2 protein-coding genes are annotated in these 18,416 nt (G+C 77.2%); both read right to left on the minus strand.

Annotated elements, in window-relative coordinates; translation table 11 throughout:
- Positions 1-168: 168 nt before the first annotated feature.
- Positions 169-10,344: an SDR family NAD(P)-dependent oxidoreductase gene (locus ACZ7KF_RS22620; RefSeq protein ID WP_471077797.1), complete on the minus strand. Its 10,176-nt coding sequence runs from the start codon at positions 10,342-10,344 to the stop codon at positions 169-171.
- The gene (locus tag ACZ7KF_RS22625) at positions 10,344-18,395 is read right to left on the minus strand and encodes an SDR family NAD(P)-dependent oxidoreductase (protein ID WP_471077800.1); all 8,052 of its coding nucleotides are present in this window, start codon (positions 18,393-18,395) and stop codon (positions 10,344-10,346) included. Before ACZ7KF_RS22625 ends, ACZ7KF_RS22620 begins: the two co-directional genes overlap by 1 nt.
- Between the last annotated feature and the right edge of the window lie 21 nt (positions 18,396-18,416).

The raw sequence follows: 18,416 nt of genomic DNA on the forward strand, positions 1-18,416 counted from the left end.
TGCGTGCGGCGCCGGACGTGACTGCCTGCTCACACGTCGCGATCGCCGTCAGCCGGCTGCGCATCGGTGGCGCGATCCGGCCGGGACGGTGATCGGCCCGTCCTGCCGTAGCGATCATGGTGATGCTATCGGACGGCCCATGGCCTTTGACCAGTGCTGTGCGCAACGTCATCGCCCCCACTTGGCCAGCAGATCCGTCAACAGACCTGCGATACGTGTGCGTTCGGGACCGTCGGCGGGCAGGCGTGTGATGGCCTCGTCCAACTGGCCCAGTTCCTCCAGGACCAGGACGGCCGTCGCGGCGTCCTCGTCGTCGAAGGCGGGTGGTTGGGCGTCCGCCGGCGGCGCGAGTTCGGCCAGCAGATGGCGGGCCAGCTCCGTCGGGGTGGGGTGGTCGAAGACCAGCGTCGGCGGCAGCCGCAGCCCGGTGGTGGCGGCGAGCCGGTTGCGCAGCTTCAGCGCCGCGAGGGAGTCGAATCCCTGGTCGAGGAAGCGGTGGTGGGCCGGAACGTCGTCGCGGCCGGCGTGGCCGAGGACCAGCGCGGTCTCGTCCCGGACCAGGTCCACCAGGAACGCCTCCCGCTGTGCGGGCGACCGGCCGGCCAGCTCGCCGGCCACCGTCGGCGCGGAGGTGTCGGCCTGGGCGGCGGCCCGGCGGGCGGGGGCCCGGACGAGGCCGCGCAGCGGTGCGGGCAGTTCGTCGGCCGCGGCGCGCAGCGAACGCAGGTGCAGGGCACCGGCCACCACGAACGGCTCGTCGCCGTGGCAGGCCGCGTCGAACAGCGCGAGGCCCTGGTCCGCGGAGAGCGGGGTCATGCCGTTGACGGCGGCGGGCGCGTCGGCGGCCGTGCCGTGGCCGCTCTTGGCGGCGCGTTCGGCCCACCAGCCCCAGGCCACGGAGGTCGCCGGGAGGCCGTGGGCGCGGCGGTGGCGGGCCAGCGCGTCCAGGAAGGCGTTGCCCGCCGCGTAGTTGCCCTGGCCGAGGCCGCCGAAGGTGCCCGCCACGGAGGAGAACAGCACGAAGGCGGAGAGGTCCAGATGCCGCGTCAGTTCGTGCAGGTGCCAGGCCGCGTCGGCCTTCGGGCGCAGCGCGGTGTCCAGCCGGTCCGGGTCGAGCGCGGCGACCACGCCGTCGTCCAGGACGGAGGCGCTGTGCACCACCGCGGTGAGCGGGTGCTCCTCCGGGACGGCGGCGAGCAGCTCCGCGAGCGCCTTGCGGTCGGCGACGTCGCAGGCCGCGAAGGTGACCGTGGCGCCCGACGCCCGCAGCTCGGCGCCGAGTTCGGCCGCGCCCGGGGCGGCCGGACCGCGCCGGGAGGCGAGGAGCAGGTGCCGGGCCCCGTGGGCGGCGACCAGGTGCCGCGCGATCAGCGCGCCGAGGTCCCCGGAGGCGCCGGTGACCAGGACGGTACCGTCCGGGTGCCACGGCGCCGGGCCGTCCGGCGGGGTGAGCCGGGCCAGCCGTGGCACGGTGGCCTCACCGGCCCGGAGCGCCAGCTGCGGCTCCCCCGTCGCCGGGACGCCGCCCAGCGCACGCCAGGAGCGGGGGTCGTCGTCGATGTCGGCCAGGACGAAGCGGCCGGGGTGCTCCGACTGCGCGGAGCGCACCAGGCCCCAGACCGCGGCGCCGGCGAGGTCGTCCGCCGCACCGGCCGCCGCACCGCGGGTGAGGACCACGAGGGGGACGGCGGCGAACCGGTCGTCGGCGAGCAGGCTCTGCAGGGCCGCCAGGGTGCCGTGCAGCACGGTGCGTGCCTCGGCGGGCGGCTCGGCGGGCGCGCCGACGGCGGTGAGCAGCAGCGCGTCGGGCACCTCGGCCAGGGCGGCCGGGCCGTCCGCGACGTGCACGGTGTGGCCGAGGGTGCGCAGGGTGTCGGCGGCGCCCAGCGGGTCGGCCCCGAGCACGGCCCAGCGGCCGGGCGTGGCGGGCGCGAGCGGCGCCGGCGCCCAGTCCATCCGGAACAGGGAGTCCTTGCCGACCCGTCGGCCGGCTCCCGCCGCGGGCGCGGAGCCGAGCCGGACGGTCTCGGCGGTCAGCACCGGGGCGCCCTCGGGGTCGGCCAGGGTGAGCGCCACGGTGTCCGGACCGGTCCGCTCGGCGCGCATCCGCAGGGTCCGGGCCCCGGTCGCGTGCAGGCGGACCCCCGACCACGCGGTGGGTACGGACGCGTCGTCGAGCAGCGGACGCAGGGCGGCGTCCAGCAGCAGCGGGTGCAGCGGGTACGCGTCGGCCCGTTCGGCGGCGTCGCCGTCGAGTGACACTTCGGCGAAGAGGTCCGCGCCGCGCTGCCAGGCGGCGACCACGGCGGCACCGGCACGGTCGCCATCCGCGGACGGATCCGCCGGCGGCAGCGGTTCGGCTCCGGCCGGCGGCCACTCCGTGAGGTCCTGGCCGGGGGTCGGCCGGGTGACGAGGGTGGCCTCGGCGTGGCGTACCCACGGGCCGTCGGCGGTACGGGTGTGGACGGCGACCGTGCGGGTGCCCGCCGCGTCCGGTGCGCCGACGGTCACCCGGGTGTCGGCGCCGCCGGCCGGGGCCACCAGCGGCTCGTGGACGGTCAGTTCGCCGATGCCCGCGCAGTCGGCGCGGTCGGCCGCGGCCAGGACGAGGTCGACCAGCGCGGCGGCCGGCGCCTCGGCACCCGGCCAGGGGCGCGCGGAGCCGGAGAGCCGCCCGGTCAGCACCAGGGCCCCGTCGGCGAGTTCGACCACGGCGCCGAGCAGCGGGTGTCCGGCGGGGGCCAGGCCGGCGGCCGTCACGTCACCGCTGTCGCCGCCGGGCTCCAGCCAGTGCCGGGTGCGCTGGAAGGCGTACGTCGGCAGGTCGGCCGTACGGGCGCCGGTGCCGTCGAAGGCCGGCCGCCAGTCGACGGTGACGCCGGCCGCGTGGGCCTCGGCGGCGGCGCGCAGGAACCGGTCGCGTCCGCCCTCGTCGCGGCGCAGCGTGGCGAGGACCGTGGCGGCGCCGCCGGTGTCCTCCAGGGTCTCCTGCACGGCGACGGTGAACAGCGGATGCGCGCTGATCTCCAGGAAGGGGCCGTAGCCCTGCTCCCCCAGGGTGCGGACCGCCTGTTCGAACAGGACGGTCCGGCGGGCATTGCGGTACCAGTAGTGGTGGTCGAGTCCGGCGGTGTCGAACAGGTCGCCCGTGACGGTGGAGCAGAACGCCACGGGCGCGGAGCGCGGCGCGGTCGGCGCGAGCGTCTCGATCAGCTGGTCGCGCAGCGCGTCGACGTGTGCGGTGTGGCCCGCACCGACGATCTGGCGGACCCGGCGGACGCGGACGCCCTCGGCTTCCAGGCCGGTCAGGAACTCCTCCAGGGCGTCGAGGTCACCGGCGACGGTGACCGAACGCGGATCGTTGACGGCCGCGATGTCCAGGCGGTCGCCCCACGGCCGCAGCCGCTCGGCCGCCTCGGCGCCGGGCAGCGCCACGGAGGCCATGCCGCCGGTGCCCGCCAGGGTCAGCCACGCCTTGCCGCGGGTGGCGACGATCCGGGCGGCGTCACGCAGGTCGAGGGCGCCCGCGACGTACGCGGCGGCGATCTCGCCCTGGCTGTGGCCGACCACCGCCGACGGCTCCACGCCGTACGAGCGCCACAGCGCGGCCAGCGACACCATCATGGTGAACAGCGCGGGCTGGACCACGTCGACCCGGTGCAGCGGCGGCGCTCCGTCCTCGTCGCGGAGCACGTCGAGCAGGGACCAGTCGATGAACTCGGCGAAGGCGTCGGCGCACTGGAGCACGCTGTCCCGGAACACCGGGAAGTCGTCGAAGAGCTGCCGGGCCATCCCCGGCCACTGGGCCCCGTGTCCGGGGAACACGAACACGACCCGGTCGGCGCCGTCGGCCGCGCCCTCGGCGACCGCGGGATCGGGGGTGCCGGCGGCCACGGCGTCCAGTGCGCGCAGCAGTTCGGCGCGGTCGGTGCCGAGCACGACGGCCCGGTGGTCGAACACGGCCCGGCCGGCCGCGAGGGTCCAGCCGACGTCGGCGGGGCGGACGTCGGGGCGGCCGTCCAGGTGGGTGCGCAGCCGTGCCGCCTGGGCGCGCAGGGCGTCCCGGGTGCGGCCGTGCAGCGGCCACACCACGGGCCGCGCCTCCTCGGGGGCGGCCGGCGGGGCGTCCTCTGCGGGAGCCTGTTCCAGGATCACGTGGGCGTTGGTGCCGGACAGGCCGAACGCCGACACGGCGGCCCGCCGCGGCCGGTCCACGGCCGGCCAGTCCCGGGCCTCGGTCAGCACCGCGACGGCGCCCGTGGTCCAGTCGACCTGCGTGGTGGGCCGGTCCACGTGGAGGGTGGCGGGCAGCAGGCCGTGCCGCAGCGCCTGCACGGTCTTGATCACGCCGGCCGCGCCGGACGCGGCCTGGGAGTGGCCGATGTTGGACTTCACCGAGCCGAGCCAGAGCGGTTCGGTGCGGTCCTGTCCGTAGGTGGCGAGCAGCGCCTGGGCCTCGATCGGGTCGCCGAGGCGGGTGCCGGTGCCATGGGCCTCCACGGCGTCCACGTCGGCGGGCCGCAGTCCGGCGTCGGCGAGCGCCGCGGTGATGACGCGCTGCTGCGCGGGGCCGCTGGGGGCGGTGAGGCCGTTGGAGGCGCCGTCCTGGTTGATCGCCGAGCCGCGCACCAGGGCCAGGACGCGGTGTCCCTGGGCGCGGGCCCGGGAGAGCCGTTCGACCAGCAGCAGTCCGACGCCCTCGGCGAGGCCGGTGCCGTCGGCGGCGTCCGCGAAGGCCTTGCAGCGGCCGTCGCCGGACAGGCCGCGCTGCGCGGAGAAGCCGATCAGCGCGGCCGGGCTGGACATGAGGGCGACGCCGCCCGCGAGGGCCAGGTCGCTCTCGCCGCTGCGCACCGACTGGCAGGCCAGGTGCAGGGCGACCAGGGAGGACGAGCAGGCGGTGTCCACGGTGACGGCCGGGCCCTGGAGGCCGAAGGTGTAGGCGATCCGGCCGGAGATCACGCTCGGTACGTTGCCGGTCAGCAGCTGTCCGTCGGAGCCGCCGGCGCCGGGGCCGCGGCTGGAGGCGTAGTCGCCGACGTTGGCGCCGGCGAAGACGCCGACGCGTCCGCCGCGCAGGCCGGTGGGGTCGATGCCGGCGTGTTCGAACGCCTCCCAGGCGGCTTCCAGGAGGAGCCGCTGCTGGGGGTCGGTGGCGCGGGCCTCCGCCGGGGCGATGCCGAAGAAGGCGGCGTCGAAGCCGGCGGGGTCGGTGAGGAACGCTCCCTGGCGGACGTAGCTGCGGCCCCGTGCGTCGGGGTCGGAGTCGTAGAGCGCGTCGAGGTCCCAGCCGCGGTCGGTGGGCAGGGCGCCCACCGAGTCCTGCCCGGCCGTGACGAGCTGCCACAGTTCGTCCGGGGAGGCGACACCGCCGGCGTACCGGCAGCTGAGGCCGACGATGGCGATCGGGTCGTCCTCGTCGGCGGCGGTGCGGGCGCTGGGGGCGGCGGTGTCCGCTGCGGTGGTCTCGAAGGCCAGCGCGAGCAGGCGGTCCGCGAGCGCGGTGGGCGACGGGTGGTCGAAGACGAGGGTGGCGGGCAGGGACAGGCCGGTGGCCGAGCGGAGCCGGTTGCGCAGCTCGACCGCGGTGATGGAGTCGAAGCCGACGTCCCGGAAGGCGCGGTCGGCGGGGAGCGCCGCGGACGAGTCGTGCCCGAGGACGGCGGCGGCGTGCTCGCGGACCAGCTCGGTGACGGCCCGCCGGCGGCCGGCCTCGGGCAGGGCGCCGAGCCGCTCGCGCAGCGCGGACACCGTGCCGGTGTCGACGGTGGTGGTGCGCAGGACGGCGGCGGCCTCGGGCACGGACTCCAGCAGCGGCCGGCGGCGCGCGGAGCAGAACACGGGGACGAACCGGGTCCAGTCGACCTCGGCGATCACCACGTGGGTCTCGTCGTGGTCGAGTGTCTGCCGCAGACCGGCGACGGCGAGGTCCGGGTCGAGGAACGGCAGGCCCTGCCGGCCGACGCGTTCGGGGTCGACGTCCTCGTTCACCCCGTCCCACTCGTTGACGGCGGCCCAGATGCCCCAGGCGACGGAGGTGGCGGTCAGGCCGCGGGCCCGGCGGTCCTCGGCGAGGGCGTCGAGGTAGGCGTTGGCGGCGGCGTAGGGGGCGTGCAGTCCGCTGCCCCAGACGCCGGCGACCGAGGAGAACAGCACGAAGGCGTCCAGGTCCCGGTCGGCGAAGAGTTCGTCGAGGTGGCGGGCGCCGAGCACCTTGGCGGCCGTCTGGCCGGCGAAGGTGTCGACGGGGGTGTCGGCCAGCGGGCGCAGTTCGAGGGCGGTGGCGGCGTGCAGGACGCTGCGCACCGGGGTGCCGGCCGCGTCCAGATCCTCGACCAGCGCGGCCAGTTCGGCGCGGTCGGTGACGTCGCACACGGGGAAGTGCAGCGCGGTGCCGGTGCCGGCCAGTTCGGCGGTCAGCTCGGCCGCTATCGGGGCGTCGGCGCCGCGGCGGCCGGGCAGCACGATGCGCTCGGCGCCCTGCTCGGCCAGCCAGCGCACGAGGTGGGGGCCGAGGGCGCCGGTGCCGCCGGTGAGCAGGACGGTGCCGGACGGCCGCCAGGGCCGGGGGGCGGGCCGGGTGCCGAGCGGCGCGCGGGTCAGCCGGCGGACGGAGACCCCGGTGGCGCGCAGCGCCGTCTGGTCCTCGTCGCCGCCGCCGGAGAGGAGGGCCGCCAGCCGGCCGGCGGCGCGGTCGTCCCATTCCTCGGGCAGGTCGATCAGGCCGCCCCAGCGGTCGGGGTGTTCCAGTGCGACGACCCGGCCCAGGCCCCAGGTCTGCGCCTGGGCGGGTGCGGTGACACGGTCGGCGGGGCCGGTGGCGACGGCGCCCCGGGTGGCGCACCACAGGGGTGCGGTGGCGCCGGCGTCGCCGAGGGCCTGCACGAGGGGGACGGTCAGGGCCAGTCCGGTGGGCAGGGCGGGGTGTGCGGGGTGCGGGGCGTCGTCCAGGGCGAGCAGGGACAGCACGCCGGCCGGGCGGAGGCCCGCGAGCCGGGCCGCGAGCGTCTCACGGCCGGTGTCGTCGGCGCCGAGGGTGAGCGTGGTGACCTCGGCGCCGTGCTCGGTGAGCGCGGCGGCACACCGCTCGGCGAGGGGGTCGCCGGCCCGGTTCGCGGGTACGACGAGCAGCCACGGTCCGGTCAGCCGGGCGTGGTCGGGGACGGCGAGCCGTTCCCAGGTGACGGTGTAGCGCCAGCCGTCCACGGCGGACTGCTCGCGCAGCAGGCGGCGCCAGCGCGCGAGGGCCGGTACGACGGCGGTGAGCGGGTCGTCGGTGTCGACGCCGAGCGCGCGGGAGAGTTCCTCGGCGTCGGCGCGGTCCACGATGTCCCAGAACCGGCCGTCCCACGGGTCGGTGCCGGTGCTGGCGGCCAGGGCGGCGCGCCGCTGCGGGGTCAGCCAGAAGCGCTCGCGCTGGAAGGCGTAGGTGGGCAGGTCGACCCGGCGGGGCGCGTACGGGGCGAGTTCTGCGGCCCAGTCCACGGGCACTCCGGCGACGGCGGCCTCGGCCAGGGCGGTGCGGAAGCGGAGCAGGTCGCCGTGGTCCCGGCGCAGGGTGGGGATCGCCGCGGCGGGGACGTCCATCGCCTCGGCGGTCTGCTGGACGCCGAGGGTGAGCACGGGGTGCGGGCCGACCTCGATGAACACGCGGTGGCCCTGCTCCAGGGCGCGCCGGGTGGCCGCCTCGAAGCGGACCGGTTCGCGCAGGTTGCGGTACCAGTAGCCGGCGTCGAGCGCGGTGGTGTCGAGGGGTTCCCCGGTGAGGGTGGACAGGAAGGCGACGTCCGCCGGGCGCGGGGCGATGCCGGCGAGGTCGGCCGCGAGGCGGTCGCGGACCTCGGTGACGTGCGGGGAGTGGGAGGCGTAGTCGACGGGGACGCGGCGCACCCGGATGCCCTCGGCCTCCCAGTCGGCCTGGGCCTTGTCGAGGGCGGCCGTCTCTCCGGACACCACGACGGTGGCGGGCCCGTTGACGGCGGCGATGCCGAGGCCGGGCCGGCTGTCGAGCCGGGCGCGGACCTCCGCCTCGGGCAGCGGCACGGACAGCATGCCGCCGCGGCCGGCGAGCGCGAGCAGGGCCTTGGCGCGCAGAGCGACGACCTTCGCGCCGTCCTCCAGGGTGAGGGCGCCGGCGACGCAGGCGGCGGCGATCTCGCCCTGGGAGTGGCCCAGTACGGCGTCGGGCCGTACGCCCGCGGCCCGCCACAGTTCGGCGAGGCTGACCATGACGGCCCACAGCACGGGCTGGACGACGTCGACCCGCTCCAGTGCCTGCGGGGAGCGGATCGCCTCGTCGGGCGACCAGTCCACCCAGGGGGCGAGCGCACGGGCGCATTCCGCCCATCGTGCCGCGAACACCGGGGAGGTCTCCAGCAGCGGGACGGCCATGCCGGCCCACTGGGCGCCCTGGCCGGGGAAGACGAAGGTGATCCGGCGCGCGCCGGCCGCGGCGGTGCCGGTGACGACGGCGGGGCTGGGCCGCCCCTCGGCGAGCGCGGTGAGCCCGTCCAGCAGCCCGGCGCGGTCGTCGGCGAGGACGACGGCCCGGCCGGCCAGCGCGGCTCGTCCGGTGGCGGCGCTGAACGCGACGTCGTGCGGGGCGAGTGCGGGGTGCTGGGTGAGGTGGGCGGCCAGCCGGAGCGCCTGGGCGCGGACGCCGGCCTCGGTCGCGGCGGAGAGGGGGACGGGGAGGGCGGCCGGTACGGGCCGGTCCGCGGCGGCGGCCCGGTCCCCAGCGGGGGTCGGCGTGCCGTCGGCGGTGGTCTGGGTCCGGGCTCCCGCGGGAGCCGGCGTGCCGTCGGCGGTGGCCGGGGTCCGGTCCGTGGTCGGCTCCGCCGCGGTGGGGTGGGCCGCGGGTGCCTGGTCCCCGGTGGTCCGCGGCGCCGCGGGGGTGGTGTCGGGGGCCTGCTCCAGGACGATGTGGGCGTTGGTGCCGCTGATGCCGAACGAGGACACCGCCGCGCGTCGCGGCCTGCCGGTCTCCGGCCAGGCGCGGGTCTCCCGCAGCGGTTCCACGGCGCCGGCGGTCCAGTCGACCTGCGGGGTCGGCTCGGTCAGGTGGGCGGTGCCGGGCAGCACGCCGTGCCGCAGGGCCATGACGGCCTTGATGACACCGGCGACGCCGGCGGCGGCCTGGGTGTGGCCGATGTTGGACTTCACCGAGCCCAGCCGGAGCGGCTCGGCGCGGTCCTGTCCGTAGGTGGCGAGCAGCGCCTGTACCTCGATCGGGTCGCCGAGCGGGGTGCCGGTGCCGTGGCCCTCCACGAGGTCCAGGTCGGCGGGCGTGAGCCGGGCGTCGGCCAGCGCCTGCCGGATGACCCGCTGCTGGGCCGGCCCGTTGGGGGTGGTGAGGCCGCTGCTCGCGCCGTCCTGGTTGACCGCGGAGCCGCGCAGCACGGCGAGGACGGGGTGGCCGAGCCGTTCGGCGTCGCTGAGCCGTTCGACGAGGAGCATGCCGACGCCCTCGGACCAGCCGGTGCCGTCGGCGTCGGCCGAGTAGGACTTGCAGCGTCCGTCGGCGGCGAGACCGCCCTGCCGGGAGAAGTCCACGAACACGGCCGGGGTGGACAGCACGGTCGCGCCGCCCGCCAGGGCCATCGTGCACTCCCCGGCGCGCAGCGCCCGGATCGCGGAGTGCAGCGCGACCAGGGAGGAGGAGCAGGCGGTGTCGACGGTGACGGCGGGGCCCTCCAGGCCCAGCGTGTAGGCGATCCGGCCGCTGGCGACGCTGCCCGCGGTGCCCAGTCCGAGGTAGCCCTCGACGCCCTCGGGCAGGGGGTCGACCCCGGTGCCGTAGTCGTGGTACATCACGCCGGCGTAGACGCCGGTGCGGCTGCCGCGCAACGCGGTGGGGTCGATGCCGGCGCGTTCGACGGCCTCCCAGGCGGTCTCCAGGAGCAGCCGCTGCTGGGGGTCCATGGCGAGCGCCTCGCGGGGGCTGATCCCGAACAGGCCGGGGTCGAACTCGCCCGCGTCGTGCAGGAATCCGCCCTCGCGGGTGTGACTGGTGCCGGAGCGCTCCGGGTCCTCGGCGAAGAGTGCCGCCAGGTCCCAGCCCCGGTCGGTGGGGAAGGCGCCCATGGCGTCCCGGCCGTCGAGGACGAGCCGCCACAGGTCCTCCGGCGAGGTGACGCCACCGGGGTACCGGCAGGCCATGCCGACGATCGCGATCGGCTCGTGCGCCCGGTCCTCCGCGTCGCGCAGCCGCTGCTTGGCGCGGCGCAGGTCGGTGGTCAGGCGCTTGAGCGTCTCCACGACCTTGCGGTCATCGGTCTGTTCCTGGGACAACGCGGTGGCTCCTCGTGCGGTGGTGCGGTCGGTCGTGCGGTCGTTCTCGGTCATCAGAAGTCGTCCAGCTCCCGGTCGGCGAGGTCGAGCAGATCGGCGAGGCTCTCCTCGCCGGTCTCGGCGAGCGGCTCGTCCGGGGCCGGTTCGTCGAGGGTGCGCAGCAGGGCGCGCAGCCGGGTGCGCAGATCCTCGCGCAGCTCGGGGTCGGTGGCGAACTCGGGTGCCGTGGCCTCCAGTTCCGCGAGCGTGCGGGTGCGCAGGGATGCCGCGGTGGGGCGGCCGGGGGCCAGTTCGGCCACCAGGTGGGCCGCGAGCGCGGCGGGCGTGGGGTGATCGAAGATCACCGTGGCGGGCAGCCGCAGCCCCGCCACGGCCCCCAGCCGGTTGCGCAGTTCGACGGACATGAGGGAGTCGAAGCCGAGCTGCTGGAAGCCCCGCTCGCGGTCGACGCCGTCGGCGGTGGCGTGGCCGAGCACGTCGGCGGTGTGCCGCAGCACGACGTCGAGTGCCCGTCGTTCGCGTTCCGCCGGAGGCAGCGCGGCCAGGGTGTCCGCCAGCGGCTCGGCCGGCTCGGGTGCCGTCCGGGCCGGGGCGGGCACCAGCGCCCGCAGGACCGGCGGGAGTTCGGCCGCCCGGGCGCGCAGCCCGGGCAGGTCGAGCCGGGCGGCGAGCGGGGCGACCGGTGCCCCGGCCCGGGCGGCGTCGAGCAGCGCCAGGCCGAGGGGGGCGTCGAGCGGCAGCAGGCCGGCCCGGGAGGCGCGCCGGGTGTCGAGCTGTGCCGCCATGCCGTCGGCCCAGGGGCCCCAGGCGATCGACACGGCGGGCAGCCCGGCGGCCCGGCGGTGTGCCGCGAGGGCGTCCAGGAACGCGTTGGCGGCGGCGTAGTTGGCCTGTCCGGGGGCACCGAGGAGTCCCGCCGCGGACGAGAACAGCACGAACGCGTCCAGGTCGCCGGTGAGTTCGTGCAGGTGCCAGGCGGCGTCCGCCTTGGGCCGCAGGACGGTGTCGAGCCGGTCCGGGGTGAGCGCCGCGACGACACCGTCGTCGAGGACTCCCGCGGCGTGCACGACGGCCGTCACGGGGTGCTCGGGGTCGACGTCCGCCAGGAGCGCGGACAGCGCGTCCCGGTCGGCGACGTCGCAGGCCGCGAAGCGGACCTCGGCGCCGGCCGCGGCGAGTTCCGCGGCCAGCTCGGGCTGCTGTCCTCGCCGGCTGACCAGGAGCAGCCGCCGGGCGCCGTGCGCGGCGACCAGGTGCCGGGCGACCAGAGCGCCGAGGCTGCCGGTGGCCCCGGTGACCAGCACCGTGCCGCGCGCGCCCAGCGGGGCGGCGGGTACGGCGGGGTCGGCGGGGGTGGCACGGACCAGGCGGGCGGCGCGCACGGCGCCGCCGCGGATGGCCAGTTGCGGCTCGTCCGTCGCCAGGGCGGCGGGCAGCGCGGCCAGGGACGCCGGGTCGTCGTCCACGTCGACCAGGACGAACCGGCCGGGGTGCTCGGACTGTGTCGCGCGCACCAGGCCCCAGACGGCGGCACCGGCCAGGTCGGGCCGCTCCCCGGCGAGTGCGACCGCGCCGCGGGTGAGCACGACCAGGCGGGCGGCGGACTGGTCCGCCGCCACCCAGGTCCGGACGAGGTCGAGGGTGTCGCGCAGGGCGACCCGGACGGCCTGGGGCACGTCGGTCCCGGTCGGGGCGGGCAGGTCCGCGAGCACGACGTCCGTGTCGTCCGGCACCGTGGCGAGGTCCTTGACCGTCTCGGTGTCCGCCCCGAGTGCGGCGGTCAGCGCGGCGTCGGCGGGGGCGAGCACCGCCCGGCGCCCGGCGGGCCGCGGGGCTGCCGGGACGGGGACGGACACCCAGTCCAGGTCGAACAGCGCCTCGGTGGCGGCCGGCGCGCTGCGCAGGTCCTCCGGGGCGATGGCGCGCAGGCGCAGCGCCGCGACGTCGATCACGGGGCGGCCCTCGTCGTCCGTGGCGCGCAGCGACAGCCCGCCGCTTCCGTCCGGGGTGATCCGGACCCGCAGGGAGCGGGCGCCGGCGGTGTGTACGTGGACGTCGTTCCAGGTGAACGGTACGCCCGCGACGCCGAGGCCGCCGATGCCGGCCGCGTGCAGGGCCGTGTCGAGCAGCGCCGGGTGCACGCCGAAGCCCGCCGGGTCGGTGCCCGGTGCGGGGCCGACCTCGGCGAACACCTCGGCCGTCGGGCCGTCTCCGCGCCGCCAGACCGCGCGCAGGGCGCGGAAGGCGGGGCCGTAGCCGAGTCCGGCGGCGGCCAGTTCGTCGTAGTGGCCGGCCTGCGGCAGTGGTTCGGCGTCCTGCGGCGGCCAGGGCAGCGGGTCGGTGCCGGGAGCCGGGGCGGCCGGGGCGAGTACGCCGGTGGCGTGCCGCGTCCACTCCTGGCCGTCGTCGGCGCGGGCGGACACGGTGACCGGCCGCTCGCCGTCGGCGGCGGTGCCGACGTGCACCTGGACCAGTACGGAGCCGTCCGCGGGCAGCACGAGCGGTGCGGCCAGGGTGAGTTCCCGTACCCGGGGCAGGCCGACGCGGTCGCCCGCCGCGCGGGCGAGTTCCACGAAGGCCGTGCCCGGCAGCAGGACGGTGTCCAGGACGGTGTGGTCGGCCAGCCAGGGGTGGGTGGCCGTGTCCAGCCGGCCGGTGAGCAGCATCCCGTCGGGCGAGTCGACGGCTGCCCCGAGCAGCGGGTGGCCGGCGGTGGCGAGCCCGGCGGCGGAGAGGTCGCCGGTGCGGGGCGCGGACTCCAGCCAGTAACGGGTCCGCTGGAAGGCGGTCGTCGGCAGTTCGACGGCCCGGGCTCCGGTGCCCGCGAAGAAGGCCGGCCAGTCCACCGCCGTGCCCCGGTCGTGCAGGGCACCGAGTGCGGCGGCCACGGCGGGGGCCTCCGGGCGTCCGGCGCGCAGCGTCGGCACGGCCACGGCGGTGTCCGGCAGCAGCGGAGCGGCCATCGCGGTGAGCACGCCGTCCGGGCCGAGTTCCACGACGGTGTCGGCGCCGGCCTCGCCGAGGGCGCGGACGCCGTCGGCGAACCGCACGGTGTCCCGTACGTGCCGGACCCAGTAGCCGGGGGTGCACAGTTCGTCGCCGGCGAGGGTGCCGGTCAGCGTGGACACCAGCGGGATCTTCGGCGCCCGGAACTCCACGTCGGCCAGGGCGGCCGCGAAGTCCGCGAGCATGGGCTCCATCAGCGGCGAGTGGAAGGCGTGCGACACCTTCAGCTCCCGGGTGCGGCGGCCGCGCTCGGCCCAGAGCGCGGCGGTGGCCAGCACCGCGTCCCGTGCTCCGGAGACGACCACCGACCGGGGGCCGTTGACCGCGGCGAGGACCGCACCGTCGGCCAGTTCGGCGGCCACCTCCTCCTCGGGCGCCTCGATGGCGGCCATCGCGCCGCCGGCCGGCAGGGCGGCCATGAGCCGGCTGCGTGCGGCGACGACGCGCACGGCGTCGGGCAGCGACCACACGCCCGCCAGATGGGCGGCGGCCAGCTCGCCGACGGAGTGGCCGAGCAGCAGGCCGGGGACCACGCCCCAGGACTCGAAGAGCCGTCCGAGGGCGACTTCCAGCGCGAACAGCGCGGGCTGCGCGTACCCGGTGTCGTCGAGACCGTCGCCGGTGGCGACGACCTCGCGCAGCGGTCGGTCGAGGACCGTGTCGAACGCGGCGCACACCTCGGTGTACGCGGCGGCGAACGCGGGCTGCGCGGCGGCGAGTTCCTCGCCGGTGCCGGGGCGCTGGGCGCCCTGCCCGGTGAACAGGAACGCGGTGTGCCCGCTGCCGGCCACCGTGGCCGGGCCCGGTTCGGCCAGACCGGCCAGCAGTTCCTCCCGGGTCGCGGCCACGACGCTGACCCGCCGCTCCAGGCGGGCCCGGCCGGTGGCCGCCGAGTAGGCGACGTCCAGCGGGACCAGGCCGGGGTCGGCGGTCAGTGCCGCGGCGAGCCGGTCGGCCTGCGCCCGCAGTCCCGCGTCGGTACGCGCCGACAGCGGCACCGGGACGGGTACGGCGGTCCGCTCGGCGGTCCCGGCCGGCTGGTCGGCGTGTTCCAGCACCACGTGGGCGTTGGTGCCGGACAGTCCGAAGGAGGACACGGCGGCCCGGCGGGGCCGGTCCGTGCGCGGCCACTCCCGCTCCTCGGTGAGGAGTTCCACGGCGCCCGAGGCCCAGTCGATGTGCGGGGACGGCTCGTCGGCGTGCAGGGTGCGCGGGAGCGTCCCGTGCCGCATCGCCTGCACCATCTTGATCACACCGGCCACGCCGGCGGCGGCCTGGGTGTGCCCGATGTTGGACTTCACCGAGCCCAGCCACAGCGGCTCGTCCCGCTCCTGACCGTAGGCGGCGAGCAGGGCCTCCACCTCGATCGGGTCGCCGAGCGAGGTGCCGGTGCCGTGGCCCTCCACGGCGTCAACGTCCGACGGCCGCAGGCCGGCGTCGGCCAGGGCCTGCCGGATCACCCGCTGCTGCGACGGCCCGTTGGGCGCGGTGAGCCCGTTGGACGCGCCGTCCTGGTTGACGGCGGTGCCGCGGATGACGGCGAGCACCCGGTGCCCGTTGCGGCGGGCGTCGGAGAGCCGTTCGACGAGGAGCATGCCGACGCCCTCGGACCAGCCGGTGCCGTCCGCGTCGGCCGAGTAGGACTTGCAGCGTCCGTCGGTGGCGAGGCCGCGCTGCCGGGAGAAGTCGACGAAGACACCCGGGGTGGCCATCACGGTGACGCCGCCGGCCAGGGCCAGGTCGCTCTCGCCGGAGCGCAGCGACCGGACGGCCCAGTGCAGGGCGACCAGCGAGGAGGAGCACGCGGTGTCGACGGTGACGGCCTGGCCCTCCAGGCCGAGGGCGTAGGCGATCCGGCCGGAGGCGATGCTGCCGGAGTTGCCGGTGCCCAGGTAGCCCTCGACTCCGTCGGGGAGGACGTCCACGCGGGCCGCGTAGTCGTGGTACATCACGCCCGCGTACACGCCGGTCCGGCTGCCGCGCAGCGAGGCCGGGTCGATCCCGGCGCGCTCGATCGCCTCCCAGGACGCCTCCAGCAGCAGCCGCTGCTGCGGGTCCATGGCCAGCGCCTCGCGCGGGCTGATCCCGAAGAAGTCGGCGTCGAACTCTCCGGCCTCGTGCAGGAATCCGCCTTCGCGGGTGTGGCTGGTGCCGGGCCGCTCGGGGTCGTCGGCGAACAGGGCCCGCAGGTCCCAGCCGCGGTCGGTGGGGAACCCGGAGATCGCGTCGCGGCCGTCGGCGACGGCGCGCCACAGCTCGTCCGGCGAGGTGATGTCACCGGGGTAGCGGCAGGCCATGCCGACGATCGCGATCGGCTCGTCCGCCGGTACGGCGGTGGGGGCGGCCTGCGCCGGGCCGGCCGTGTCGCCGAGGACGCGTTCGAGCAGGTGCGCGGCCAGTCCGGCCGGCGTGGGGTAGTCGAACACCGCGGTGGTGCCGAGGCGCAGTCCGGTCGCCGTGGTGAGCCGGTTGCGCAGTTCGACGGCGGTGAGCGAGTCGAAGCCCAGGTCGAGGAAGGCCCGGTCCGCGGCGACGGCACCGGCGGACGCGTGGCCCAGCACGGCCGCCGCCTGCTCACGGACCCACTCGACGGCGGCTCGTTCGCGTTCGGCGGGCGACAGCCCGGTGAACCGGTCGGCCCACTCCGCGCCCCGCGTGGTCCCCTCGGCGACCGCTCGCCGGGCCGGCCGCCCGACGAGCCCCTGGAACAGGGGCGGCAGCGAGTGCGCCGCGCGCAGTGCGGGCAGGTCCCACAGCGCGGCGACGGCCAGCGCGTCCGTACCTCGGACGGCCTCGTCGAAGAGGGCGAGCCCGTCCTCGGTGCCGAGGGTCCGGGTACCGGACCGGCTGATGCGGGCGAGGTCCGCCCGGCGGAGCCCGGTGGTCATGCCGTCGGTCCAGGGACCCCAGGCGATGGAGGTGCCCGCCAGTCCCCGCGCCCGCCGGTGCTCGGCGAGCGCGTCCAGCGCGGCGTTCGCCGCCGCGTACCCGCCCTGGCCCGCGGCGCCGACGACGCCCGCGAGCGAGGAGAACAGCACGAAGGCGCGCAGGTCCAGACCGGCCGTCAGCTCGTGCAGGTGCCAGGCACCGTCGACCTTCGCCCTCAGGACGCCGTCGATCCGCTCGGGGGTCAGCGCCTCGACGGTGCCGTCGTCCAGCACACCCGCCGCGTGCACGACGCCGGTCGGCGCATGGGCCGCGACCAGGCGTCCCAGCGCATCGCGGTCGGACACGTCACAGGCCACCACGTCCACGACGGCGCCCGCCTCGCCCAGTTCGGCGACGAGGTCCTCGGCGCCTCCCCCGCGGCTCGCCAGCACCAGCCGCCGCACACCGTGCTCGGCGACCAGGTGCCGGGCCACCACTCGGCCCAGCGCACCCGTGCCACCCGTCACCAGCACCACGTCGTCGGCACCGAACGGCACATCGCCGTCCGTGCGGTCGGCCGCACGCGTCAGGCGCGGTGCCAGCAGCCGCTCGCCGCGTACGGCGATCTGCGGCTCGCCGGTGCGGGTGGCCGACGCGGCCACCGAGTCCGGGACGTCGTCGTCCGGTGCCAGGTCGGCGAGGACGAACCGGCCGGGGTGCTCGGACTGGGCGGAGCGCACCAGCCCCCACACCGCGGCGGCCACCGGGTCCGGTGCCTCGTCCGGCAGCGCAGCGACGGCGCCCCGGGTGACGAGGACCAGGCGCTCGGGCCGGTCGTCGGTCAGCCATTCCTGGAGCCGGGCCAGGGCGGCGGCGACGGCGGCCCGTACCTCGGCGACGAGGTCGCCGCCGGCGGTACGACCGGCCACGGGGACGACGGTGACGTCGTCGGCGGCGCGGTCGTCCACCGGTACCACGGGAACCCACTCGACGCGGTGGGGGCGTGCGCCCGCCGTCGCGCGGAGGGCGCGCGCGTCGCCGACGGGCCGCAGCCGGACGCCTTCGATCTCGGCCACGGGCTGTCCGCCGGAATCGGCCGCGGTCAGTGCGATCCCGCCGTTCTCGGCCCGGAGCCGGACACGCAGCGTCCTGGCGCCCACGGCGTGGATCCGTGCGCCGGTCCACGCGAAGGGCAGCTGGCCGTCCGCCCAGTCCTCGACCAGGTCGGCGCAGCCCAGGGCGTGCAGGGCCGCGTCGAGCAGCGCCGGGTGCAGGCCGTAGCCGGCGACGGAGGCCGTGTCGTCCGGGAGGGCGATGTCGGCGTAGACGGCACCTTCGTGCGTCCACGCGGCCCGCAGACCGCGGAAGAGGGGACCGTACGCGAAGCCGGTGGCGGCCAGGTCGTCGTACAGGCCGTCCACGGACACGGGTTCGGCGCCCCGGGGCGGCCACTCGGTCAACGCCTCGGCGGCGGGGCCGGTTTCGGGCGCCAGCACGCCGATCGCGTGCTGCGTCCAGGCGGCCTCGTCGTCCTCGGGCCGTGAGTAGATGCCGACCTGGCGGCGGCCGTCGGACTCGGTCGCCTCGACGGTGACCTGCAGGCGCACCGAGCCGTGTGCCGGCAGGGCCAGCGGGGCCTGCAGCGCGAGGTCGTCGACCCGGGGGCAGCCGACGTGTTCGCCGGCCGTGAGGGCGAGGTCGAGGAACGCCGTGCCCGGCAGCAGGGCCGGGCCCAGGATGGCGTGGTCGGCGAGCCACGGGTGCGTGCTCAGCGACACGCTCCCGGTGAACGCCACCGCGTCCGTGCCCGGCAGTTCGACGCCGGCGCCGAGCAGGGGGTGCCCGGTGGCCGTGAGACCGACGCCCGCCAGGCCGGCGGGGCCGGCCACGGGCGGAGCGAGCCAGAAGCGTTCGCGCTGGAACGCGTAGGTGGGCAGGTCGACACGGCGGGCACCGGGACCGAAGAAGCCGGCCCAGTCGACGTCCACCCCGTGGGCGTGCAGCACACCCAGCGCCGTCACCACGGCCTGCGCGGCCGGCTTGCCCGCCCGCTGCGCGGGAACACACACCGCGCCCTCGACCGACTCCGCCACCGGACCCGACAACACCGCGTCCGGCGCCAACTCCACGAAGACCCCGGCCCCCGCCGCCACCACGGCGTCGGCGAAACGGACGGTCTCACGGACATTGCGCACCCAGTAACCCGGCTCGCACACCTCCTCCGACACCACCGCACCGGTCACCGTCGACAC

The organism is Streptomyces sp. NPDC038200 (genome assembly GCF_055600785.1).